The 22,229-nt window shown below is 64.4% G+C and carries 17 protein-coding genes; 8 read left to right on the top strand and 9 right to left on the bottom strand.

Annotated features, from left to right (window positions below; all coding sequences use genetic code 11):
- Positions 1 to 267: 267 nt before the first annotated feature.
- Both dcp and lepB read left to right on the top strand, forming a co-directional pair.
- Positions 268 to 2,436: a peptidyl-dipeptidase Dcp gene (gene dcp, locus XnspCFBP7698_RS15510; protein WP_199680190.1), complete on the top strand. Its 2,169-nt coding sequence runs from the start codon at positions 268 to 270 to the stop codon at positions 2,434 to 2,436.
- 222 nt (positions 2,437 to 2,658) lie between these two features.
- Positions 2,659 to 3,288 (top strand): signal peptidase I, encoded by a 630-nt coding sequence (lepB, locus tag XnspCFBP7698_RS15505; protein ID WP_104580218.1) that lies wholly within the window; start codon positions 2,659 to 2,661, stop codon positions 3,286 to 3,288.
- Positions 3,289 to 3,367: 79 nt separating this feature from the next.
- Here the strand turns inward: lepB and XnspCFBP7698_RS15500 are convergent, their stop codons facing one another.
- Both XnspCFBP7698_RS15500 and XnspCFBP7698_RS15495 read right to left on the bottom strand, forming a co-directional pair.
- Entirely contained in the window at positions 3,368 to 4,297 is a 930-nt protein-coding gene (locus XnspCFBP7698_RS15500; RefSeq protein WP_104580369.1) for an oxidoreductase, read from the bottom strand.
- Complete coding sequence (locus tag XnspCFBP7698_RS15495; RefSeq protein WP_233548991.1) at positions 4,294 to 5,337, bottom strand: MBL fold metallo-hydrolase; 1,044 nt, start codon at positions 5,335 to 5,337, stop codon at positions 4,294 to 4,296. Before XnspCFBP7698_RS15495 ends, XnspCFBP7698_RS15500 begins: the two co-directional genes overlap by 4 nt.
- A 109-nt stretch (positions 5,338 to 5,446) precedes the next feature.
- Between XnspCFBP7698_RS15495 and XnspCFBP7698_RS15490 the strand changes: the two genes are divergently transcribed.
- Positions 5,447 to 6,079: a TetR/AcrR family transcriptional regulator gene (locus XnspCFBP7698_RS15490; RefSeq protein WP_039406782.1), complete on the top strand. Its 633-nt coding sequence runs from the start codon at positions 5,447 to 5,449 to the stop codon at positions 6,077 to 6,079.
- A gap of 143 nt (positions 6,080 to 6,222) precedes the next feature.
- Here the strand turns inward: XnspCFBP7698_RS15490 and XnspCFBP7698_RS15485 are convergent, their stop codons facing one another.
- From XnspCFBP7698_RS15485 to XnspCFBP7698_RS15470, 4 genes are all read right to left on the bottom strand, one after another.
- A complete protein-coding gene (locus XnspCFBP7698_RS15485; RefSeq protein ID WP_104580367.1) occupies positions 6,223 to 6,585 on the bottom strand; it encodes a VOC family protein in 363 nt (120 codons plus the stop codon).
- A gap of 73 nt (positions 6,586 to 6,658) precedes the next feature.
- Positions 6,659 to 7,384: a helix-turn-helix domain-containing protein gene (locus XnspCFBP7698_RS15480; RefSeq protein ID WP_104580217.1), complete on the bottom strand. Its 726-nt coding sequence runs from the start codon at positions 7,382 to 7,384 to the stop codon at positions 6,659 to 6,661.
- 244 nt (positions 7,385 to 7,628) lie between these two features.
- Complete coding sequence (locus XnspCFBP7698_RS15475; protein WP_104580216.1) at positions 7,629 to 8,891, bottom strand: cation:proton antiporter; 1,263 nt, start codon at positions 8,889 to 8,891, stop codon at positions 7,629 to 7,631.
- Positions 8,892 to 9,261: 370 nt separating this feature from the next.
- A complete protein-coding gene (locus tag XnspCFBP7698_RS15470) occupies positions 9,262 to 10,218 on the bottom strand; it encodes a LysR family transcriptional regulator (RefSeq protein WP_039406770.1) in 957 nt (318 codons plus the stop codon).
- 118 nt (positions 10,219 to 10,336) lie between these two features.
- On the opposite strand from XnspCFBP7698_RS15470, the gene aceB reads away from it, so the two are divergent.
- The 4 genes from aceB to XnspCFBP7698_RS15450 all read left to right on the top strand — a co-directional run bounded on the left by aceB (position 10,337) and on the right by XnspCFBP7698_RS15450 (position 17,174).
- Entirely contained in the window at positions 10,337 to 11,953 is a 1,617-nt protein-coding gene (aceB, locus tag XnspCFBP7698_RS15465; RefSeq protein WP_104580215.1) for a malate synthase A, read from the top strand.
- Between the two features lie 163 nt (positions 11,954 to 12,116).
- Positions 12,117 to 13,412: an isocitrate lyase gene (gene aceA, locus XnspCFBP7698_RS15460; RefSeq protein WP_047694435.1), complete on the top strand. Its 1,296-nt coding sequence runs from the start codon at positions 12,117 to 12,119 to the stop codon at positions 13,410 to 13,412.
- A 192-nt stretch (positions 13,413 to 13,604) separates the two neighbouring features.
- Positions 13,605 to 14,681: a GGDEF domain-containing protein gene (locus XnspCFBP7698_RS15455; RefSeq protein ID WP_104580214.1), complete on the top strand. Its 1,077-nt coding sequence runs from the start codon at positions 13,605 to 13,607 to the stop codon at positions 14,679 to 14,681.
- A 3-nt stretch (positions 14,682 to 14,684) separates the two neighbouring features.
- Positions 14,685 to 17,174 (top strand): putative peptide modification system cyclase, encoded by a 2,490-nt coding sequence (locus XnspCFBP7698_RS15450; RefSeq protein WP_104580213.1) that lies wholly within the window; start codon positions 14,685 to 14,687, stop codon positions 17,172 to 17,174.
- Between the two features lie 25 nt (positions 17,175 to 17,199).
- Here the strand turns inward: XnspCFBP7698_RS15450 and XnspCFBP7698_RS15445 are convergent, their stop codons facing one another.
- Positions 17,200 to 17,511, bottom strand: a complete 312-nt coding sequence (locus XnspCFBP7698_RS15445; RefSeq protein WP_039563860.1) for an NHLP-related RiPP peptide — start codon at positions 17,509 to 17,511, stop codon at positions 17,200 to 17,202.
- 79 nt (positions 17,512 to 17,590) lie between these two features.
- On the opposite strand from XnspCFBP7698_RS15445, the gene XnspCFBP7698_RS15440 reads away from it, so the two are divergent.
- Positions 17,591 to 18,751, top strand: a complete 1,161-nt coding sequence (locus tag XnspCFBP7698_RS15440; RefSeq protein WP_104580212.1) for a putative peptide maturation dehydrogenase — start codon at positions 17,591 to 17,593, stop codon at positions 18,749 to 18,751.
- 124 nt (positions 18,752 to 18,875) lie between these two features.
- On the opposite strand, the gene XnspCFBP7698_RS15435 is transcribed toward XnspCFBP7698_RS15440, so the two are convergent.
- Together XnspCFBP7698_RS15435 and XnspCFBP7698_RS15430 are read right to left on the bottom strand one after the other, a co-directional pair.
- A complete protein-coding gene (locus XnspCFBP7698_RS15435) occupies positions 18,876 to 19,817 on the bottom strand; it encodes a cyclase family protein (RefSeq protein WP_104580211.1) in 942 nt (313 codons plus the stop codon).
- Positions 19,818 to 20,132: 315 nt separating this feature from the next.
- The gene (locus XnspCFBP7698_RS15430) at positions 20,133 to 22,220 is read right to left on the bottom strand and encodes a S9 family peptidase (protein WP_104580210.1); all 2,088 of its coding nucleotides are present in this window, start codon (positions 22,218 to 22,220) and stop codon (positions 20,133 to 20,135) included.
- Between the last annotated feature and the right edge of the window lie 9 nt (positions 22,221 to 22,229).

Below are 22,229 nucleotides of genomic sequence, written 5' to 3'. Positions count from 1 at the left end.
GTCCCGCAGCGCTACCACCGTCGGAACGGTACCGATGGCCAGCTTTCGCTCCTATCGCCGCATACCAACGCCGCTTGCCTGGCTCGCCGCCTCGTCCTTCTCCCGCACGCGGGAGAAGGTGCCCGAAGGGCGGATGAGGGCCACGCACCCTCGGCCGCCTCTGTCCGCACATCGCCATTCATTAATCCCCCAGCCAACGGCACATGCCGGCGCCGCCCAAACCCGCTAGCGTGGCCGGCTGCACTACCCACTCAGGAATCACACGCCATGTCGCGTACCGTCGTTCTGGCCGCTGCCATCACCCTGGCGCTGGCCGCTTGTTCTGGAAAAGAGCCATCCGGTAAGGAGTCCACCACCGTGCCCGAGAAGACCGCCACCGCCCCGGCTGCGGACGCTGCACCGAACCCGTTGCTGGCCGCCAGCACGCTGCCGTTCCAGGCGCCGCCATTCGACAAGATCAAGGACAGCGATTATCTGCCGGCCTTCGAAGAAGGCATGCGCCTGCATCTGGCCGAGGTGCGCAAGATTGCCGACAACAGCGAGCCGCCCACCTTCGACAACACGATCGAAGCACTGGAGCGCAGCGGCGAGACGCTGACGCGCGTGTCGCGCATCTTCTTTGGCCTGGTGCAGGCCGATACCAGCGATGCGCGCCAGAAGATCCAGGAAGAGATCGCGCCCAAGCTGGCCGCGCACGAAGACGAGATCAACCTCGATCCCAAGCTGTTTGCGCGCGTCAAGACCATCTACGACCAACGCGACACGCTGGGCCTGGATCCGGAACAAAAGCGCCTGGTCGAGCGCGACTACGAAAACCTGGTACGCGCCGGTGCGCAGCTTTCAGATGCCGACAAGGACAGCCTGCGCAAGCTCAACGTGGAAGAAACCACGCTCTCCACGCAATTCCATACCCGCCTGGTGGCCGCCTCGGCCGCCGCTGCGGTGGTGGTGGACGACAAGGCCAAGCTCGATGGCCTGAGCGAAGGTGACATTGCCGCCGCCGCCGAAGCGGCCAAGGCGCGCAAGCTCGATGGCAAGTATCTGCTCACCCTGCAGAACACCACCCAGCAACCGGTGCTGGCGTCGCTGAAGAATCGCGAGCTGCGCGCCGAAGTGTTGAAGGCGTCCGAAACGCGTGCGGAAAAGGGCGATGCCAACGACACCCGCCAGACCATCCAGCGCCTGGCGCAGCTGCGCGCGCAAAAGGCCAAGCTGCTCGGGTTCGACAGCTATGCGGCCTACAGTCTTGGCGACCAGATGGCCAAGACCCCGGCCGCCGCGCTGAAATTGCTGACCGACACCGTGCCGGCTGCCACCGCCAAGGCGCGCCGCGAAGTGGGCGAGATGCAGAAGGTGATCGATTCTCAGAAGGGCGGCTTCAAGCTCGCCGCCTCCGATTGGGACTTCTACGCCGAGCAGGTGCGCAAGGCCAAGTACGACCTGGACGAGTCGCAGATCAAGCCGTACTTCGAGCTGGACAACGTGCTGCAGAACGGCGTGTTTTATGCCGCCACGCAGTTGTACGGCATCACCTTCAAGCAGCGCACCGATATCCCGACCTACCACGCCGACATGAAGGTGTATGAAGTCTTCGATGCCGATGGCACCTCGATGGCGCTGTTCTACACCGACTACTTCAAGCGCGACAGCAAGTCCGGTGGCGCATGGATGGACGTGCTGGTCGAACAGGACGGCCTCACCGGCGCCAAGCCGGTGGTCTACAACGTGTGCAACTTCACCAAGCCCGCAGCCGGCCAGCCGGCGTTGCTGAGCTTCGACGACGTCACCACGCTGTTCCACGAGTTCGGCCACGCGCTGCATGGCATGTTCTCCAAGGTGAAGTACCCCTCGATCGCCGGCACCAGCACCTCGCGCGATTTTGTGGAATTTCCCTCGCAGTTCAACGAACACTGGGCCTCGGACCCGGCCGTCTTCGCCAACTACGCCAAGCACTACCAGACCGGTGCGGCGATGCCGGCCGAGCTGGTGGAGAAGATCAAGAAAGCCAAGACCTTCAACAGCGGCTATGCCACCACCGAGTACCTGTCGGCTGCGCTGCTGGATCTGGCCTGGCATACCCAGCCTGCCGACGCCTCGCTGCAGGACGTGAGCAAGTTCGAGGCCGATGCGCTCAAGCGCTTCAAGGTGGACCTGGCCGAAGTGCCGCCGCGTTACCGCAGCACGTACTTCGACCACATCTGGGGCGGCGGTTATTCGGCCGGTTACTACGCCTACTTCTGGTCGGAAGTGCTCGATGACGACGCGTTCGAATGGTTCAAGGAAAACGGTGGCCTGACCCGCAAGAACGGCGACACCTTCCGCGCCAAGATCCTTTCGCGCGGCAACACCGTCGATCTGGCCACGCTGTACCGCGATTTCCGCGGCAAGGACCCCAGCGTCAAGGCGCTGCTGGAAAACCGTGGCTTGACCGAGTGAGTGATCGAAACAGGTGGTTGCACGGGTGATGTGCAGCAAGCATCGAAGCGGGATGGCCATGTGCCATCCCGTTTCGTTTGCGCGGGCCGCAACACATCGCAGTTGCTGCTGCTGAGCAAGCAGATCAACGGAGCCATGCCTTTCGTCACTTCCGTGCGCCCGCCACCCACGCGCATTGTCGGGGAGAGCCAACGCGGCTCCCCCTGATCGGACAGGTCTGCCATGAACCCATCACCTCTCGCACGCTCCCGTGTGCAGCGCGCCGCACAGTGGTCGCGCAAGGAACTGTTGCCACTGCTCGTCATGCTGGTGCTGTTGACCGCCGCGCGCTCCTCGTTCGCCAATCACTACCAGGTGCCCACCGGCTCGATGCAGCCCACCTTGCAGCCGGGCGACCGGGTGGTGGTGGACATGCACGCCTATGGCTGGCGCTTGCCGCTGGGCAACCGCATCGTTGTCGATGGCGAGCAACCGCAGCGCGGCGAGGTGGTGGTGTTCGATTTGCCGCGCGATGGCACGCGCCTGATCAAGCGCGTGGTGGCGGTGGCCGGCGACCGTGTCGACCTACGCAATGGCCATCTGTCGATCAACGGCCAGCCGCTGCAGAGCGATGGCGACGGTGCGCACGAACGCTTTGGTGCGCGTGTGGCGCAGCTCGACCTGGATGCCGGTGGCGGCCCGGACCTGCACGCGGTACAGGTGCCGGCCGGCAAGCTGCTGGTGGTGGGCGACCATCGTGGCAACAGCCTGGATGGGCGCTATTTCGGCTTTGTCGATGCCGCGGCGGTGTATGGCAAGGCGGTGGCGGTGTATTACCGGCGCGGTGACGGGCTGGAGTGGATCCGGCTGTAAGCGGCGCCCGATTGCTCCCCCGTCGCTGCATGCAAGCAGGCACGCCTACCGGCGGTGCAGACCACGGCTCCGCCTGAGCTCAGAACGCCACACCCGCCAGCGTACAGGAGGTCTCCCACAGGCGCGCAGCCACGTGGCGGTCGTTGGCCTGGCGGGCGATCTTTGCCGGGGCCGGGTCGCCTTTGAGCTCGAACAGGCCGTCCGGGCCGTAATACCCGCCGCCCTGTGCCTGTGGCGCGGTGGCGGCATATAACGTGGGCAGTGCGCCGGCCGCCGCCGAGTGGCTGAGATAAGGCCCCAGCAAGGCGGTTGCCGCGCCAAGCGCCGTACGGCGGCCACCGGCGGCCGGCCCGTTGGCGATCAATGCGGTCCGTGCAACGCCGGGATGTGCGGCGATTGCACGCAGCCCCCAGCCCTGCGCATCGCTGCGCCGCTGCAGCTCCATGCTGAACATCAGCATCGCCAGTTTGGACTGGCCATAAGCCTTCCAGGGGCGATACGGGCGCTCGGTCTGCAGGTCGTCGAAATCGATGCGGGCCTGACGGTGGGCCAGGCTCGACAGGTTGACCACACGCGGCGCTGCGGCCGCACGCAACAGCGGCAGCAGCTGCGCGGTGAGCGCGAAGTGCCCGAGATAATTACTGCCGAACTGCAGCTCCATGCCGTCGGCGGTGGCCTGCCGCTGCGGCGGGGCCATCACCCCGGCGTTGTTGATCAACAGATCCACCCGCTGCTGGTACGCGGCAAGCCGATCGGCAAACGCGCGCACCGATGCCAGTTGTGCAAGGTCCAGGGTTTCAACGCGCACCGCGGCGTCGGGATGCGCGGCCAGCAGTGCCTGCCGGGCGGCCTCGCCCTTGGCGGCATTGCGCGCGGTCAGCACCAGGCTGGCGCCGGCACCGGCCAGGGCCAGTGCGGTTTCATGGCCCAGCCCACCTGGGCTGGCACCGGTAATCACGGCCACCCGTGCCCGCTGCGGGGGCAGGTTGGCCAGCGTCCAACGGCTCACCGCGCCACCGCCAGGCTGTCGGGCAGCGCGCGCCACCAGCGTTCGCCGGTGGCCGGGCGGCGCAGGTCCACGCGCTCGCCCATGTGCGGGGTGGCCAGCGGTACCTGCGCATCCGCCGCCAGGGCGACGATGCGTTCGAACGGCTCGGTCCACACGTGCAGGGCCAGATCGAAGGTGCCGTTGTGGATCGGCAACAAGGTGCGGCCGCCTACGTCCAGAAACGCCTGCAGGCTCTGCTCCGGTTGCATGTGCACGTCTGGCCACATGTGGTCGTAGGCGCCGTTTTCGATCAGCGCCACATCGAACGGCCCCAGCCGCTCGCCGATTGCCTTGAAGTGCGGGCCGTAGCCGCCGTCGCCGCTGAAGAACACGCGCAGGTCGTCCTGCTGGATTGCCCACGAGCACCACAGCGTGCGATCGCGGTCGAACAGGCCGCGCCCGGAAAAGTGCCGCGACGGCGTGGCAGTGAGCGTAACGCCGTCGATCTGCACCGACTGCCACCAGTCCAGCTGGCGCACCTTGGCCGGATCCACGCCCCAGCGCACCAGCAGGTCGCCCACGCCCAGCGGCGCCACGAACACGCCGACGCGGTCGGCCAGCGCGGCAATGGTGGCCCGGTCCAGATGGTCGTAATGGTTGTGCGACAAGATCACGCCGGCCAGGGGCGGCAGGTCGTCCAGCCCAATCGGCGGGGCATGGAAGCGCTTTGGGCCGGCAAATGCAAATGGCGAGGCGCGCCGGGAGAACACCGGGTCGGTCAGCCACAGGCCGCTCCCCAGCTTCATCAACACCGTGGAGTGACCGAGCCGGAACAGGCTGCGGTCCGGCGCGTTGTGCACGTCCGTGGCGGTCAACGGCACAATCGGCAATGCCTGCGACGGCACCGTGCGCGCCGGCTTGTTGAACAGCACCTGCCACAGTAGCCGCAGGCCTCCCAACACGCCGGGAGTGCTCAAGGTGGTGGGCAGCGCGTTGCGGAACCGCCCATGACGAAACTGCGGCGAAGAGGCGTATGGCAGTGGCAGGGATTGGGTGGGCACGACGGTATCCGGCGTTGGGGTGGTGTATCGGGATATTAGAAACACAAATTACACTACACAGTGTAGTTTTATTTTGGGGAATGTAAACCGCCCGGTGTAACATTGCGCCATGTCCAGTTCATCCGATTCGGCGCCGGCGCCGCAGCGGCTCACCGACCGCAAGCGTCACGCCATCCTGGAAGCGGCCAGTGTCGAGTTCCGCCAGCATGGCTTCGAAGCCACCAGCATGGACCGCGTGGCCGCTTCCGCAGGCGTGTCCAAGCGCACCGTCTATAACCACTTCCCCAGCAAGGACGTGTTGTTTGGCGAGATCCTGCGCGGCTTGTGGCAGCGCAGCGCCGAGGCGGTAAGCCTGGCCTATCGCCCCGACCAAGCATTGCGCACGCAGTTGACGCAATTGCTGCAGCAGAAATTACGCCTGCTCGACGACGCGGCATTTATCGATCTGTCGCGCGTGGCGATTGCCGAAGGTATCCACTCGCCCGAGCGCGCACGCGCGTTGCTGGCCCAACTGGGTAGCAAGGAAGAGGGCACCACCACCTGGCTGCGCGCCGCACTGGCCGATGGCCGCCTGGCGCCGGTGGACCCGGACTTCGCCTCGCAGCAATTGCAGGCGCTGGTCAAGGGATTTGCGTTCTGGCCGCAGCTTGCGCTGGGGCAGCCGCCGCTGACGCCGGCCCAGCAGGTGCAGGTCGTCGAATCGTCGGTGGAGATGTTTCTGGGGCTTTACGGGCGCGAATGAGCGGCCGGGGGCGAACCGGCGTCGGCTATTGAAGGACATGGGGCCGGCAACGCTGCAGCGCAGGTTGCCGGCTCACGGCGGCCGGATGCAGAAGCCTTCGCCGCACCACGTGGCCTGGGCCGGAGCATGCCCGGCAGGCCAGGTCACGCCTCGGCCAGCTCCTGCGTCCATACCGCCAGCGCGTACCCGTCGGGGTCGGTGAAGTGGAAACGCCGCCCGCCCGGGAATGCGAACACCGGGCGGGTGATGGTGCCGCCAGCGGCTTCGATGCGTGCCTGCGAGGCCGCCAGATCGTCGGAGGCCAGAACCACTAGTGCGCCACCCGGCTGCGGGGCTGCATGGAAGAAGCCGCCGCTCAGGCGGCCATCGCGGAATTCGCAATAGTCCGGTCCGTAGTCCTGAAACGTCCAGTCGAACGCTGCAGCGTAGAAGGCCTTGGCGGTGGCAATAGAGGCCACGGCAAATTCCAGATAGTCGATACGGTGATGCTGTGCGCTGTGTTGCATGGCGATGTCCTCGCGGTCGGTGGCTGCACAGCGTGCCCTGCGCAGCGACCCGGCGGCTTGGCGAAAACGGCCATCACCGTGCGTGTTGCTGCACCAGCTCACGCGGACTCAGCTGGGCAAGCAGGCGCGCATCGCGCACCAGATGCGGTGCATCGCCATACCCGGCCTCCAGCGCGGCGGCGGTCAGCGTGGGCTGGCGGCTTGCCAGCCGCAGGAAACGCTGCAGCCGCAAGATCCGCTCCAGCGTCTTGGGGCCATAGCCGAATGCTGCGTGACAGCGCCGCCGCAGCTGCCGCTCGCTGATCTCCAGGCTTGCGCACAACGCCGGCAGGCGCGGCGCTACAGGCCCGGCCAGCTGGGCGAAGGTGAAGGCCATCTGTTGGTCCACAGCCACCGCGCGGTGACGACACAGCGCATGCAAGGTCTGCAGCACGTCGCTGCCATCGCACAGCTTCTGTTGCCAATCGCCTGCATCGCGGCCCCACAGCGCATCCAGTGCCACGCGCTGGTCGGCAATATGGTGCAGCGGAATGCCCAGCACACCGGCAGCCGCGCCTGCAGTCAATCGCACGCCGGTGAGCACGTTGCCGGCGGCTACGCAGGCCATGGTCGCGACATGGTCGGGGCCGGCGACGAACAGTGCAGCGCCATCCCAGATCAGGTCGACGCAGCCGTCCGGTAACACCCGTACCGGCGCATTGGCCGCACCTTGCCGATGGCGCCAGCTGCAACGCAGCTGGGTGCGCAACTCGGGCGGAGGTGGGAGCTGCGTATACCGGGACCGGGTTTCTGAGGACATGGCGGAAGTCTGTGGCACAATCCGTCAACGCGCCTGGCGGAAGAACTGTGCTGTGAAGCGGATGCCGCCGATGCGGCAATCGCGTAGCGCAATCCTCCTTGCCACCCGCGTTACCGGTGGTGGCAAGGGTGCTTCACGTCCTGCCGGTGCGATCGCGCGCGAGCAGTGCGGTGTCGACACGCAGCTCGCATGACTGCCTGTGCGCGCTGATGCAACGTCGGCAAGTGCAGCGGCAGACAACACGTCAGTGACCCGAACGGTTCGCTTGCATGCCGTCGGCCGAGGCCGCATGGCGCCGGCCATGAAACCAGGCCACCATCGGCGAGGTCATCACCGTGGTCACCAGCGTCATGCCGAACAACAGCGTGAACAGGTCCGGGCCGATCACGCCGCTGTCCAGGCCGATCTTGATCACCACCAGTTCCATCAGGCCACGTGCATTCATCAGCGAGCCGACGGTGAGACTATCGCGCCAATCGTGCCCGCTCAGCCGCGCGCCCAGCGTGCAGCCGGCCAGTTTGCCGGTCACCGCCACGCCGATCACCAGCACGAAACCGGCAATGCCGGCGCCGGCAAACGCACTGGGGCTGGTGGCCTGTCCGGCGACGGCAAACAGCACCGGCATCAGCAAGGTGATCGCCAGCGGTTCGATGCGTCTGGCCAGATGCTCCAGCAAACGGTCGTCGCGCGGCAGGCAGATGCCGAACACGAATGCACCGAAGATCGCATGCAAACCGATCCATTCGGCCACCGCCGCGCAGCTCAGCAGGCCGATCAACACCCACACCAGCGCAGTGGAGGCATAGCCGCCATCGCTCGGCCGCGGCCGCAGCAGTCGCGCATACGCCGGCTTGAGCACACCGAACACCAGCGCGATCAAGACCAGCGCACCGGCCGCAGTAAATGCCACGCCACCGTGCGCAGTGTTGCCGGTGAGCGTGAGCACGATCGCCAGGAAGATCCATACCGTGGCGTCGTCGATGACCGCCGCGCCCAGTGCCAGACGGCCGGCCGGCGTGCGGGTCATGTTGCGGTCCTTGAGGATGCGCGCCAGCACCGGAAATGCAGTGACCGACATGGCTGCCGCAATGAACAGCGCAAACGGCCAGAAGCCGACGTCGTGCGGCGCAAAGCGCGGAAACAGCCACGGCGCAGCGGCCAGGCCCAGTGCCAGCGGCAACACGATGCCCGACACACCAACCAGCACCGACGCGCGCACCTGTGCCTTGGTGCCTTCCGGTGCACGCAGCTCCACGCCGACGACGAACATGAAAAGCACCACCCCCAGATTGGCCAGCCCCGACAACGGTGGCAGGCTCTTGGCGGCGAACAGCGCGCCATGCAGCTCCGGCAGCCACGCGCCGAAGGCGATCGGGCCCAGCAACAGGCCGGCCGCCATTTCACCGATGACAGGCGGCTGCCCGACCCGTTGCAATAGCGCACCACACAGGCGCGCCGCCCCCAGAATCACTGCCAACTGCACCAGCAACAACGTGGTCGGATTCATTGCGTCAACGTTCCATTGGTTGAGTCGGCTCGACGTGCGGGTCGAGCGCGCTGTATGCGGTCCGTCGTCCCCTGGACAGACCACGCGCTCGTGCGCTGCATGCTGCAGCGCAGTCGCCGAGTGTATGCGGACGCCGTTGCGTCGTGCGTCGCACGATCACGCATCGCGCGCAATGTCGCCTGGAACGGTGTGTAGGAGCCACACACCGTGCATCGCCGTCCTGTCGCGTTTGCTGAATTTGTTGCACAGCACACGGCGCCTGCGCAATCGACACAGGGCACGTGGCAACCTCGACCGCGACGCGCACTCACGTAGCGGGGCGCGCCAGCAAATTCGGTGATCGCGTTGATCGCGTCGATCACCTAATGGCTCAGCGCTCCGAGTCGCCGCTCTCGTCATAGCCGCGCGGCGTAAACAGATCCGGCTGGATCAGTTCGATGAAGGCGCGTGCCTGCGGCGACAGATACTTGCCCTTGCGCACCACCACGCCGTAGCTGCGGGTAGGGAAAAAATCCTTGAGCGAGCGTGTGGCCAGTTTGTCGCGATCGGCATCGGTGACGCAGATGGCGGTCACGATGGAAATGCCCATGCCCATCGCCACGTACTGCTTGATCACCTCCCAGCCGCCCACTTCCAGTGCCACGGTGTAGGGCACCCGGGCCTGTTGAAAAATCAGGTCGACCAGGCGGTAGGTCACCTGCCGCCGCGGCGGCAGGATCAACGGATACGGCGACAGATCCTGCAACGACACCGTGGGCTTGTGCGCCAGGGGATGGTCGGGCGGGGTGATCAACAGCTGCTCGAAGCGGTACACAGGTGCGTAGTTGAGGTCGGCTGGCACGTCCAGCATCGAACCGACCGCCAGATCCACCGCATCCTCGCGCAGCAGGTCGGTGCCGTCGGCGCTGATCGCGTTGTGCAAGGTCAGCCGCACATCCGGATGGCGCGCGCGGAAGTTTTCCACGATGCGCGGCAGCAGGTACAGGATGGTGGAGCTGTTGGCGGCGATGGTCAGCTCGCCCGCATCCAGCCCACGCACCTTCTCGCGGAAGCTCGCCTCCAGCCCGTCCAGGCTTTCCACTAGCGGCAGCGCCATGTCGTACAGCAGTTGTCCCTCGCGGCTGGGCGCCAGCCGCCGCCCGGAGCGCTCGAACAAGGGCACACCCAGGTCGCGTTCCAGTGCCTGCAGTTGCAGGGTCACTGCCGGCTGACTGACGTACAGCGCCTCAGCAGCCCGTGAGACCGAGCCCAGTCGCACGGTCTGACAGAACGCCCGCAGCGGCTTGAGCCGATCGGATTTGTAGGAAAATCGCGGGGTTGGCGCCATATCTGTGAGCGATCATCAATCGATATAAGTCCAGCTTATTTACAGCATTGATAAAACTGCTTTGTCAAATAGTCGGCTGGCGCGCACGGTGCAGGTCCGGACGCACAAGGAACTCCCCATGTCTGCCACCGCTTTTGCTCCACGTCCTACCGACCGCGCCACCCCAGGTCTGTCGCTGACCACCCAGGTCGCCGGGCAGGCAGAACTGCTGCCGCCAGCGGCGCTGGCGCTGCTGGTCTCGCTGCACCGTGCGATCGAGCCCGGCCGTCAGCAGCGTCTGGCCCAGCGGCGCGCCCGCCAGGCCGCCTTCGACGCCGGCCAGCTGCCGGACTTCCGCGCCGACACCCGGGCCATCCGCGAGGGTGACTGGCGCGTTGCGCCGTTGCCGGCGGCATTGCAGGACCGCCGCGTCGAGATCACCGGCCCCACCGACCCGAAGATGGTCATCAACGCGCTCAACTCCGGCGCCAAGGTGTTCATGGCCGACTTCGAGGACTCCACCGCACCGACCTGGCGCAACCTGCTCGCCGGCCAGCGCACCCTGGCGGCCGCCGTGCGCGGCGATCTCAGCTTCGAGGCCCCCAACGGCAAGCACTACGCACTGCGCCCGGAAGCCGAACGAGCGGTGCTGATCGTGCGCCCGCGCGGCTGGCACCTGGACGAAAAGCATGTCCACATCGACGGGCAGCCGCTGGCCGGCGGCCTGTTCGATGCGGCCCTGTTCGCCTTCCACAACGGCCGCGCGCTGCTGGCCAGGGACCGCGGTCCGTATCTGTATCTGCCCAAGCTGCAGAGCATGGAAGAAGCCGCACTGTGGGAAACGGCGCTGTCGCATATCGAAGCGATGCTGGGCCTGCCGCATGGCCAGATCAAGGTCACCGTGCTGATCGAAACGCTGCCGGCGGTATTCGAGATGGACGAGATTCTGCACGCGCTACGCGAGCGCATCGTGGGCCTGAATTGCGGGCGCTGGGACTACATTTTTTCGTATCTGAAAACCTTCCGTGCGCACCGCGACCGCGTCCTGCCCGAACGCGGCCAGGTCACCATGACCCAGCCATTCTTGAAGGCGTATTCGGAGCTATTGATCAAGACCTGCCATCGCCGCGGCGCGCATGCAATGGGCGGCATGGCCGCGCAGATCCCGATCAATCACGACGAAGCCGCCAACGAACAGGCCATGGCGCGTATGCGTGCCGACAAGCTGCGCGAAGTCAGCGCCGGCCACGATGGCACCTGGGTGGCACACCCGGCGCTGATCCCGGTGGCGATGCAACTGTTCGACCAACACATGCCCACCGCGCATCAGCAGCATGTGCTGCGCAACGACGTGCAGGTGACGCGCGACATGTTGATCGCCCCGTCGCCGGGCACCATCACCCGCGCCGGTTTCGAAGGCAATGTCGAAGTCTGCGTGCGTTATCTGGCTGCGTGGCTGGACGGCAATGGCTGTGTACCGATCCACAACCTGATGGAGGACGCGGCCACCGCCGAAATCAGCCGCGCGCAACTGTGGCAGTGGCTGCATCACGGCCAGCATCTGGATGATGGCACCGCCATCGATCAGCACCTGCTGCAGGCCACCTTGCGTGCGTTGCCGGCCCGGTTGGGCGCCACCACCACGTTGCCTGGCGCCGCCCGCATCGATGAGGCGATCGCCTTGCTGCAGGAGCTGAGCGTTGCCGATGCACTGGCCGACTTCCTCACCGTGCCGGCGTACCGCCTGATCGATTGATCGCTGCCGCGGCACCGCCACCGCGTATCGCCGCAGCTTCCACCTCACCGCAGCACACCGCCCGTTGCGCGCCACCGCGCAACGACGGCCTTGCCTTGCCGCGTGCGCCGTCGGGCACGCCGCTTCCCTGTTCCATCCGTCGTCCCCCTCAGGAGAACGCAAGATGAGCACCACACTGCAAAGCGCCGAACAACTGCAGCAGGACTGGGCCAGCAATCCGCGCTGGACAGGCATCACCCGCAACTACACCGCCGCCGACGTGGTGCGCCTGCGCGGCACCGTGCATGTCGAGCACTCGCTGGCGCGGCTGGGCGCCGAAAAACTATGGACGTCCCTGCATGCCACCCCGTTCGTCAACGCGCTGGGCGCCTTGACCGGCAATCAGGCAATGCAGCAGGTCAAGGCGGGCCTGAAGGCGATCTACCTGAGCGGTTGGCAGGTGGCGGCCGATGCCAACCTGGCCGGGCAGATGTATCCGGATCAGTCGCTGTACCCGGCCGATTCGGTGCCGGCGGTGGTCAAGCGCATCAACAACACCTTGCTGCGCGCCGACCAGCTGCATCACGCCGAAGGCAACGATGACATCGACTTCCTGCAGCCGATCGTGGCCGATGCCGAAGCCGGTTTCGGCGGCGTGCTCAATGCCTTCGAACTGATGAAGGCGATGATCGAAGCTGGTGCCGCTGGCGTGCACTTCGAAGACCAGCTGGCCTCGGTCAAGAAGTGCGGCCACATGGGCGGCAAGGTGCTGGTGCCCACGCGTGAGGCGATCGAAAAGTTGAACGCCGCGCGCCTGGCCGCCGACGTGCTGGGCGTGCCGACGCTGCTGATCGCGCGCACCGATGCCGAAGCAGCCGACCTGCTCACCAGCGACGTGGACGCCAACGATCAGCCGTTCACCACCGGGCAGCGCACGGTCGAAGGTTTCTTCAAGACCCGCAACGGCCTGGACCAGGCGATCAGCCGCGGCCTGGCCTACGCGCCCTATGCCGATTTGATCTGGTGCGAAACCGGCAAGCCGGACCTGGCGTTTGCGCGCGCCTTCGCGCAAGCCATCCATGCCAAGTACCCGGGCAAGTTGCTGGCCTACAACTGCTCGCCCAGTTTCAATTGGAAGAAGCACCTGGACGATGCCACCATCGCCAGATTCCAGACCGAGCTGGCCAGCTACGGCTACAAGTTCCAGTTCATCACCCTGGCCGGGTTCCATGCGTTGAACCACAGCATGTTCCAGCTGGCGCACGGTTACGCCCGCAGGCAGATGAGTGCGTTTGTCGACTTGCAGCAGGCCGAATTCGAAGCGGCCGATCGAGGCTTCACCGCGGTCAAGCATCAGCGCGAAGTCGGCACGGGTTATTTCGACGCAGTGACGCAGGCGATTCAGCAGGGCCAGTCGTCCACCACCGCGCTGCGCGGCTCTACCGAAGAAGAACAGTTTCACGGCGACAAGGCCGCCTAGCCTGCAGCGGGCGGCCAGACATTCGCCACCCCGGGAGGGGGAGGGGCCCGGAAAACCGGGCCCCTTTTTTGACTGCAATACCCGTCATTTCGTCTCTTCGCCTGTGAGAAAGAGTGTGACCTGGTACTGAACAAGGGGGTCCTGTAGGATTTGTCCATGGGCTAACGTTGTAGGCCGGCCTAAGGAAACTGGATGACTTGCCACAACTCCACAGGCGCAGTCGAGCCGACGGGAAGCGTTGCCAAAACGCTTTCGGACGGGCTGCACGCGTCGATGACTGCCGAGGAACTTGCATTTTTCGCGCGTTTTGGCCGGCTGCGCGACCTTGCCGCGGGCCAGGCGCTGTTCGAGCGCGGCGCGATCGGCACGCAGATGTTCATCGTGGTCAGTGGCCAGATCGACCTGGATTTCGGCGAAGACCTGATGCTCAAGCATCTGGGCCCGGGCGAGTTCTTTGGCGAGCTCGGCCTGCTGATTGGCGACCATGCGCGCAGCGCGGGCGCCAGTGCGTCGATGGACAGCCGCCTGATCGAACTGGCACACGACGATTTCCGGCGCCTGGTCGACCACGACCCGTCGATGGTGGCGCATTTCCTGCGCCGTTCCATCGTGCGTGTGGTCAATAACGAACAATTGCTGATCCGCCAGCTGCGCCGCCGCAACCATGACCTGGAAGCGGCGCTGGACAACCTCTACGTCACCTCGCACCAGCTCAACCATACCGAAGAGCTCAGCCGCACCGACGAGCTGACCGGGTTGCACAATCGCCGCGGCCTGGCGCTGTATCTGCAGGAATGCCGCCGCGCCGGCAACGTGCCCGGCGTTGGCCTGATCCTGATCGATTGCGACCGCTTCAAGCGCATCAACGACGAATTCGGTCATCTGGCCGGCGACCGTGTGTTGCAGAACGTGGCGCACGCATTGCGGTCGGTCATCGCCGAAGGCGATCTGGCCTGCCGGCTCGGGGGCGACGAATTCTGCGTGCTGGTGGCGCAAGGCACGCGCGAGCTGGTGCACCACATCGGCGAATGCATCGTGCGCGCGGTGGAAGCGCGGCTGTGCAACGGACCGAGCGAGCAAGGCTGCTCGGTCAGCGTCGGCTTGTGCATGATCGATGCGGATGCGGCCTGGAACGATTGGTACACCCTTGCCGACAGCGCCCTGTACGAAGCCAAACGGCAGGGCGGCAACGTGCTGGCCATGCACGATGCGATCGCATCGGCGATCTCGCCGCCGCCCGGTACCACGCCCGATTCGGGCCATCGTTAAGTCATGAGCGCCCGCAACGCACGCAAGGACGCGTCGTCGGAGGTTATCCAGGCACCACGTCTGCGCACCTTGCTGTTGACCGATCTCTGCGACTCGACCGCGCTGGTCGAACGCATCGGCGACAACGCCGCCGCCGCCCTGTTCCGCGAACACGACCGCCTGGTGGTCAAGCTGCAGCAGCACTGGCGCGGCCGCCTGATCGATCGTTCCGACGGGCTGTTGTTGTTGTTCGATCGCCCTATCGACGGCCTGGGCTTCGCGCTGGATTACGCGCGCGGGCTCAAGGCCATGAGCGATGCCCATGCCCAGCCGCTGTGCGCGCGGCAAGGGTTGCACGTGGGCGAGGTGCTGACCTGGCGCAACAGCGACGAGGCGGTGAGCATCGGCGCCAAACCGCTGGAGGTCGAAGGCCTGGCCAAACCGACTGCCGCACGCCTGATGTCGATGGCACGCCCGGGGCAGATCCTGATCTCGGCAGTCGCCGAATCGCTCACCCACCGCGCTGCGCGCGAACTGGGCGACCGCGTCGAACGCATCCTGTGGAAATCCCACGGCCGCTGGCGCTTCAAAGGCGTCCCCACGCCGATGGAAATCTACGAAGTCGGCGAAATCGGCCTGACCCCGTTACGCGCCCCGAAGAACTCCACCAAAGCCTGGCGCGATGTCCCGCTATGGCGGCGGCCGGCGGCGTTGGCGACGGAGCTTGCGGTGATTCTTCTGACCACGGGTATCTTGTGGTTATTCGGGCGACCGCAGCCGGCAATTGCATTTGCCGAACGTGATTGGGTAGTGGTGGGCGATCTCCACAACCTCACCGATAGCGTGACGCTGGATGAGCCGCTGCAGCAAGCGCTGCGGCTCAGCTTGCAGCAGTCAAAGCACGTCAATCTGATTTCTGAAAAACGTGCGCATGACATGCTGGAGCTGATGAAACAAAGCGATCGCACCAAGGTGGATCGGGCGCTTGGTGCGCAAGTTGCAATGCGGGCTGGCGCCAAGGCGCTGATATTGCCGAGCGTTGCAGATATCGGGGGCAACCTCCGCTTCACGGTAGAGGTGATCGATCCAACCACCCAGGCGACGGTCTACATGTATAAAGCGGAAGGCCGCGGGCAGCGTTCGTTGCTCACCTCCGTGGATACAGTGAGTTCGAACCTGCGCGAAGGGCTTGGGGAAACGCTGGCTTCCATCAAGGCAAACTCCGCGCCGTTGCCGCGCGTCTCCACCGCGAATATGGATGCCCTGAATGCCTATGCGCTAGCCCAGCGTGAGTTCGGTGTGGGCCATTATTTGCGCGCCCGGGATTACTACCTGCGCGCCGTGGAACTGGATCCGACATTCGCTTTGGCAAACGTCGGGGTCGCCCGCTGCTATTTCTATCTCGAAAACACGTCTACCGGTTTGCCTTATCTCGAAAAGGCATTGAGTCTGCGGGCAAAATTGCCTCCGCGCGAGCAGGTCTATCTCGACGCCTGGTATGCGCAGATCAAGGATCCGGCAAATGCCTACGAGAAGTGGATGCAGATGGCAAACCTGTATCCAGACGATTTTGCCGCAGCCGAAAACACCGCCTATGCGTTAGAAGTGCGTAACCGCTACAAGGAAGCGCTGGTCTACGCCAAGCGGGCAGCGGCATCGCGTTACGATTTCGACCCGCTGTCGTTGGAGATGGTCGGGCGTATGCAATTGGCGTTGGGAAAGACCTCCGAGGCGCTAGGGACATTTCGTTCCGCCAGGGCCGCGGGGCTGGCGTCTGCGGCCGTGTGGGAAGCAGTGACCTTGGCGGTCCTGAACGATTTCCCGGCAGCCCATGCGATCTGGCCGGCGGAGGGGCGTCTGGACGTTGCCTACTTCGATCAAGTGTCCATCTATATCGACGAACACCGCAGGGAGCAGGCGTTGGTGGAGATGGCGCGAATCTCCGACTCGATCGACCATGCCTCCTCGCGGTACCAGCAGTCACTGGTCGCCAAAGCATCGGCGCAATATGCGCAAGGCAAGCATGCAGACGCGCTGCAAACCATCGATGCAGCGGTGCCGGCGGCATTGTCGAGCGTTGCCAAAAGTGACGAGGGTGTCGCACAGCGAAGTGATGCCGTTGTTGCTGCATCGCTTGCCCTCATTGGGCAGCGGATGGGCCATGCCGCTGCTGCCAAGTCGGTACTGCGCGCGCTGCTGGCCAAGCCGGAACTGGCCAGGATGCCGTCTGTTGCCGAGCTCGTCGTACTTCTGCAGGCGCGCATGGCTCTTTTGGAGGGGCATGCCCAGGAGGCGATCAAGTTGCTGGAGCCAGGCCTTGATGGAAATGAAGCCTACCAGTACCACGTGGTCCTCAAAGAAGCCTATACGGCACTCGGGGATTCACGCGCTGCCGCCAGCGAGAAGACGTGGCTGAAAAATGCACATGGCAGAGCCTATGCAGAGTTCGGTGGATGCGGATGGTGCCAGCAGCCGATGAACGTTTTCGATGCGGCGATGGCTGACGGCAAGTAACGCAAGACTACTTGCCGTCGCTACATCATTTCTTGAGTTGCGGTGACGAACCCAATGGCACGTTCAGGCGAATCGGCTGCATATTGACCGAGGACGTCAGGCTGGCATGAATTTCGTCACGTGCCTGCGCAATCGTGTCTTTGTCGGCCAATGCATCGACCTTGAGCTGGGAAGCCATGAGCTCGGCGTCCTCCGAGGGATAACCGACCTGCAGCAAGGCAGCCTTGGGATCCTTTTTGAACAGGTCACGGAATGCATCGTCGGTGGCCAAGAGGTCAAGAAGCTTGTGAGCGACCTCTGGTTGCAGCGGAGCTGGGCGTTTGTCGTTCTCGGTCATGCTCATCAACGGTAGGGAATCTTCAAGAAATCTAATTCCAGACCGCTAGAAGATCAATCTCGATGATGAGCGTTGGATCATGTTGGTGAGGCGCTGTGCAGTTGTCTACGTTGAACCCAGGGAATCGGTAGAGATCGACCTTATCGGCCTATGTGCAGGAGGAGCGGGTACCACGCGCTCCAGGCATTGGGTTGCGCTGGCGCCTCATCTGGATGCGGAACGTCTACTCACCGAGGATGAAGTGCTCCTATTGGGCCGAACCAGCCCGAGCCAATGGCTGCATCAAGGACTCCTCGGGGACAGCTCGGTTGTGGAGTCATTGTTGGAAAAAGGACTGCTGTTGGCGGGCGAGCCGAATCCCAGCCTGACACACGACCGCGATGAGATTCAGCGGAAAAGCCAGTGGCATCCATTGGCCGCGACGTATCACGCGTTCACCCGATGGAGCAATGTTGACTCGGCCAGGGCTGCCAGGGATGCGGGCGCCGATACGTCGGCAGCGTTGTTGTCGACGTTCGGTCCGCCACCGCCAGAGCAGATCGTACGGGGCAGTGACGGACAGGTCGCGCTCCTGCGAGGTTCCGATGTCTATCTCGACAAGGTGCTGCGGAAGCGGACAACATGCCGGAACTTCGATGCCCAGGCTTGCATGGAGTTTGACGTTTTCTCAAAGATCATCGAGCGCACCTTCGCTGCGAATGCAGTGCTGCAGGCAGATGCCGATACCGTCTTTCTAAAGCGTTCTAGTCCGTCGGGCGGCGGCCTGCATCCGCTGGACGCCTATCTACTCATCAAGAACGTCTCCGGCGTTATCGACGGGGTATACCACTACCTTCCGATCGATCACGCGCTGGAGCCATTGGACACCCAGGTACCGGATCTGGAGGGCGTGGCGTTGAAGATCCTGGCCGGACAGGACTGGTTTTCCGGCGCGCAAGTGATTGTGGCGCTGTGTCCCCGCTACTACCGCAACTTCTGGAAGTATCGCGCGCACGCAAAGGCCTATCGCGCACTCGCATTGGAGGCAGGTCATTTTTCCCAGACACTCTACATGGCAGCCACAGATGTAGGGCTAGGCGCATTTGTGACCTGCGCGATCAATGAGGTGCAGGTTGAGGACCTGCTTGGGCTGGAGCCCATCATGGAGGGTGTGATGGCGATCTGTGGATTTGGCGTACGTGGCGAGGTCATGAAGACCATGGAACTGGACCCCAATCACGAGGTGTGGGCAGGTCACTAGCCGGAGTCGAGTCGCATGGGAATGGCGGCAAATCGGAGCACGTAAGCTTTGCAGGAAGTGGCGAGCCACTCAGTAAAGAGTTGCCCTTCGCTATGGATGGTGACGGCTTTGCCCCGGCGATTGGCTAGGGATGCTCGCGCATGACGCCATCGACGTCGCGAATCAGCGGATGGGCGTGCTCCGCCAGTGGCGCACCCGGAACCTCATCCACCGATACCCCGTGGGACCAGTTGGGTGGAGCGATGGCGATGTAGCGGGCGAAGCCACCCGTGCCGCCTTCGGGTTTTGCAAAGCCAATAGCGATCAGGGCGCCGGACGGTGGCACCTGATCGAGATGTGCCACGCCTTCGGCCTGGGCAAAGTTGTGGTGGAGCAGCCACTGTTCGCCTTCTAGGGTGTCGGTCGTATCGGTGTCCAGCGGTTCATGGCCGTGGAACAGGATGTGCCGCTGCAGATGCAGATATTTCAACGCGGCCAGGCTGACACCGGGGAAAGGTTTTTCGGCAAAGCGCTGGGTCTGGTTCCAGCGCTTGTACCAGTCGGAGCGGAACATCACCACCGAGCCCTCCGGAATAGGCCCATAGGTTCGCTCCCAGGCGGTGACGTCGGCGACGCTGGCGTGGTAGCCGGGGTCTTTTTCGACTTTTTCGTGGATATCGATGACCACCAGCGGGCGCACCGCGTAGGTGGCCGGAAGGTCGCTGATCGTGGCGCCTTTGGGATTCCAGTGGGCCGGTGGATCCAGCTGCGTGCCGTACTGGTCGGTGCTCAGTTCGTAGGCGGTGGCGACGAAGCCGTGTGCGTCATAGCGGAATTGTTCGCCTTGGGCGGCAAACCCGGGCAAGGTTTTGCCCGCCACTGCAGGCTTGAACTTGGCTGGCGCGAAGCCGGGCCAGACCGGCTGTGTCGGGGAGAAGGCATGGGTCAGATCGATATATTTGGCCTGCCGCAGACTCTGCTGATAGAGCTGCCACAACTGCAGGTCTGGCACTGGGGTCGCGGCCGTAGCCGAACCGAGCGAAACGGCAAGCGACAATGCGGTGGCTAAGCGAAGCAATGGCGACATGTCAGGTCTCCGGTAAGGGATTCTGCATGCTAGCTGAGTGCGCAAGCGCCGCGCAGCGGTGACACCGGACGCCGGTCAGTGATGACGCATGGGCAGCGATGGACGCACGACCGTGCGCCGGCGCAGCGGCCCGACGATCCGGCGTCATCTGCCTTCGACGCGTCGCTGCAGTGTTGCGCACTTGCAGATGTTCCTACGGGGCGATCGACTGTGAAACTTGCACTTGCATCAGCCGGTTGTATTGCTAAAACGATGAACCGGCGACTGGAGGTCGCCGGTCACGCCGATGTTGTGGCCGATGCCGCCACGTGCGAGCTACTGCCGAATCGCCTGCGTATGTGTCTTCAACGCATCGGGCAGGCCGTTGATCTTGTCTGCGCCCTCCGGGACGGTGATGCTGGAGCCGTCGAAGTCTGCGCCGATCGGTTGCGCGCGGCCGCCCAGGCACTGGCTCAGGAAACCTTCGGTAACCGCGCTGAATGCCTTGATATTTTCTGGACGCTGGAAGCCGTGGCCTTCGTCGGGGAACAACACGTAGGTCACCGGAATGTTCTTGGCCTTCATCGCGTTGACGATCTGGTCGCTCTCGGCCTGCTTGACGCGCGGGTCGTTGGCGCCCTGGCCGATCAACAACGGCTTGCTGATCTTGTCGACATGCGTGAGCGGTGAGCGCTCGGTCAGCCATTGCTTGCCTGCGGTGGTAGCCGGGTCGCCCATGCGCTTGGTGAACTGCTTGTACTGGCCTGCCCAATACGGCGGTATGGTGCCGAGCAGCGTGTTGAGGTTGACGGGACCGACCAGATCCACACCGCACTTGAAGACATCGGGGGTGAAGGTCAGGCCAACCAGCGTGGCGTAGCCACCATAGCTGACCCCAAGGATGGCGACTTGGTCGGGCGTAGTCACACCCTGCTTGACCGCCCATTGCACGCCATCCAAAAGATCGTCGTGCATCTTAGCTGCCCATTCGCCATTACCGGCATTGATGAAGGCCTTGCCGAAGCCGGTGGAGCCGCGGAAATTGACCGAAAGCACTGCGTAGCCGCGATTGGCCATCCATTGCTGGAACCTGCCATAGCCGTAGCTGTCGCGTGCCCACGGGCCGCCGTGCACGAACAGCACCAGCGGTACCGGCTTGTCGGCCTTGCCGTCGTGATTGGCGTCGGCTTCAGCGGGCAGGGTGAGGTAGCTGACCAACTTGAGGCCGTCGCGTGCAGTCAGTTCCTGCGGCCACATCGGTACCAGCGGCTTGCCCTCCAGCGCAGGCCGTGCGGAGAACAGCTTGGTCAGCTTGCCGCCATCGGCGCGATCGTAGCGGTAGTAAGTCAGTGGCGTTTCTGCTGCCGAATAGCCGACGATCCAGATGCGGTCGTCGAGCGTACGTGCGGCAACGCTGGCATCGCCTGCGCCCAGGGATTTGAGTTTCTGCAGGTCTGCCGCAACGTCGGTATCCAACGCCTTCCACTCCTCGCGCAGGTAGTCGGTCGATACCGCCTGCACCACGCCGGTCCTGGGGTCGTTCAAGGTGGCGCCGACGTCGGCGCGCGGGCTTTCGAACAACAGCGTGCGTGCATTGCTGGCGGTGTCGATGGCGTACAGGGCGGCGGTATCGCGATTGCGCGAATCCTGCATGTAGAGCGTCTTGCCGTCGTCGGTCAGCCCGTCGGGCAAGGTGTTGGTGACATCTTCGAATGGAATGCGGTCCACAGGCTTCCAGCCCTTGCCATCGGGTACCAGCAGTTCCCGGCCGGCGTCCTCGGTGGCACGCGTGGCGTAACGCAGCTGGAAGTTTCCATCCAGCAGATAGGAGTCCAGGCTGTCGGTGTTCTTCTGCACCAGGGTGCGCTTGCCCGAGGCCAGCTCCACCCGGTACAGGTCGTGCCACTTGGCGTCGCGGTCGTTCATGCCGACCATGATGGTGTCCGGATGCTGCGCGCTGACGCGGTACACCTCGGCATTGGTCTTCTTGAACGGGGTCAGGTCCTTGCTGCTGCCATCGGTCAGGTTGACCGAGAACAGATGGAAGTCTTCATCGCCGCCGGTGTCGCGCAGATACAGCAGCGTGTTGGATTGGTAGGTCCAGAAATAGGAGCGGATGCCACGCGCAGTGTCCTTGGTGATGGCGCGCGCCTGGTCCGGTGCATCCACTGGCGCCACCCAGACATTGAGTACGCCATCCAGCGGTGCGACCCAACTGAGATACTTGCCGTCCGGGCTGATGCTGACATTGGCGCGCTCGGGATTGCCGAACAGCGCCTCGCGGGTGATCAGTTCAGGGGGCGCCGTGGGCGCTGCCGCTGCGGCGGATGCTGGCGGTGTGGCCTTGTCGGGTGCGGGAGCGGTCTTGTCGCTGCAGGCAGACAGCGCCAGCAGCATGCTGGAAGCAAGGAGCAAACGTTGCATGAAGCCTCC

The organism is Xanthomonas sp. CFBP 7698 (assembly GCF_003600855.1).
In the GTDB taxonomy this organism is placed as follows: domain Bacteria; phylum Pseudomonadota; class Gammaproteobacteria; order Xanthomonadales; family Xanthomonadaceae; genus Xanthomonas; species Xanthomonas cannabis.
This window is presented reverse-complemented; position numbering and strand designations above follow the sequence as displayed.

Coding starts and splice junctions, on each gene's coding strand:
- dcp (WP_199680190.1), top strand. CDS start 268: ATGTCGCGTACCGTCGTTCTGGCCGCTGCCATCACCCTGGCGCTGGCC.
- lepB (WP_104580218.1), top strand. CDS start 2,659: ATGAACCCATCACCTCTCGCACGCTCCCGTGTGCAGCGCGCCGCACAG.
- XnspCFBP7698_RS15490 (WP_039406782.1), top strand. CDS start 5,447: ATGTCCAGTTCATCCGATTCGGCGCCGGCGCCGCAGCGGCTCACCGAC.
- XnspCFBP7698_RS15485 (WP_104580367.1), bottom strand. CDS start 6,585: ATGCAACACAGCGCACAGCATCACCGTATCGACTATCTGGAATTTGCC.
- XnspCFBP7698_RS15480 (WP_104580217.1), bottom strand. CDS start 7,384: ATGTCCTCAGAAACCCGGTCCCGGTATACGCAGCTCCCACCTCCGCCC.
- XnspCFBP7698_RS15475 (WP_104580216.1), bottom strand. CDS start 8,891: ATGAATCCGACCACGTTGTTGCTGGTGCAGTTGGCAGTGATTCTGGGG.
- XnspCFBP7698_RS15470 (WP_039406770.1), bottom strand. CDS start 10,218: ATGGCGCCAACCCCGCGATTTTCCTACAAATCCGATCGGCTCAAGCCG.
- aceB (WP_104580215.1), top strand. CDS start 10,337: ATGTCTGCCACCGCTTTTGCTCCACGTCCTACCGACCGCGCCACCCCA.
- aceA (WP_047694435.1), top strand. CDS start 12,117: ATGAGCACCACACTGCAAAGCGCCGAACAACTGCAGCAGGACTGGGCC.
- XnspCFBP7698_RS15455 (WP_104580214.1), top strand. CDS start 13,605: ATGACTTGCCACAACTCCACAGGCGCAGTCGAGCCGACGGGAAGCGTT.
- XnspCFBP7698_RS15450 (WP_104580213.1), top strand. CDS start 14,685: ATGAGCGCCCGCAACGCACGCAAGGACGCGTCGTCGGAGGTTATCCAG.
- XnspCFBP7698_RS15445 (WP_039563860.1), bottom strand. CDS start 17,511: ATGACCGAGAACGACAAACGCCCAGCTCCGCTGCAACCAGAGGTCGCT.
- XnspCFBP7698_RS15440 (WP_104580212.1), top strand. CDS start 17,591: ATGTTGGTGAGGCGCTGTGCAGTTGTCTACGTTGAACCCAGGGAATCG.
- XnspCFBP7698_RS15435 (WP_104580211.1), bottom strand. CDS start 19,817: ATGTCGCCATTGCTTCGCTTAGCCACCGCATTGTCGCTTGCCGTTTCG.
- XnspCFBP7698_RS15430 (WP_104580210.1), bottom strand. CDS start 22,220: ATGCAACGTTTGCTCCTTGCTTCCAGCATGCTGCTGGCGCTGTCTGCC.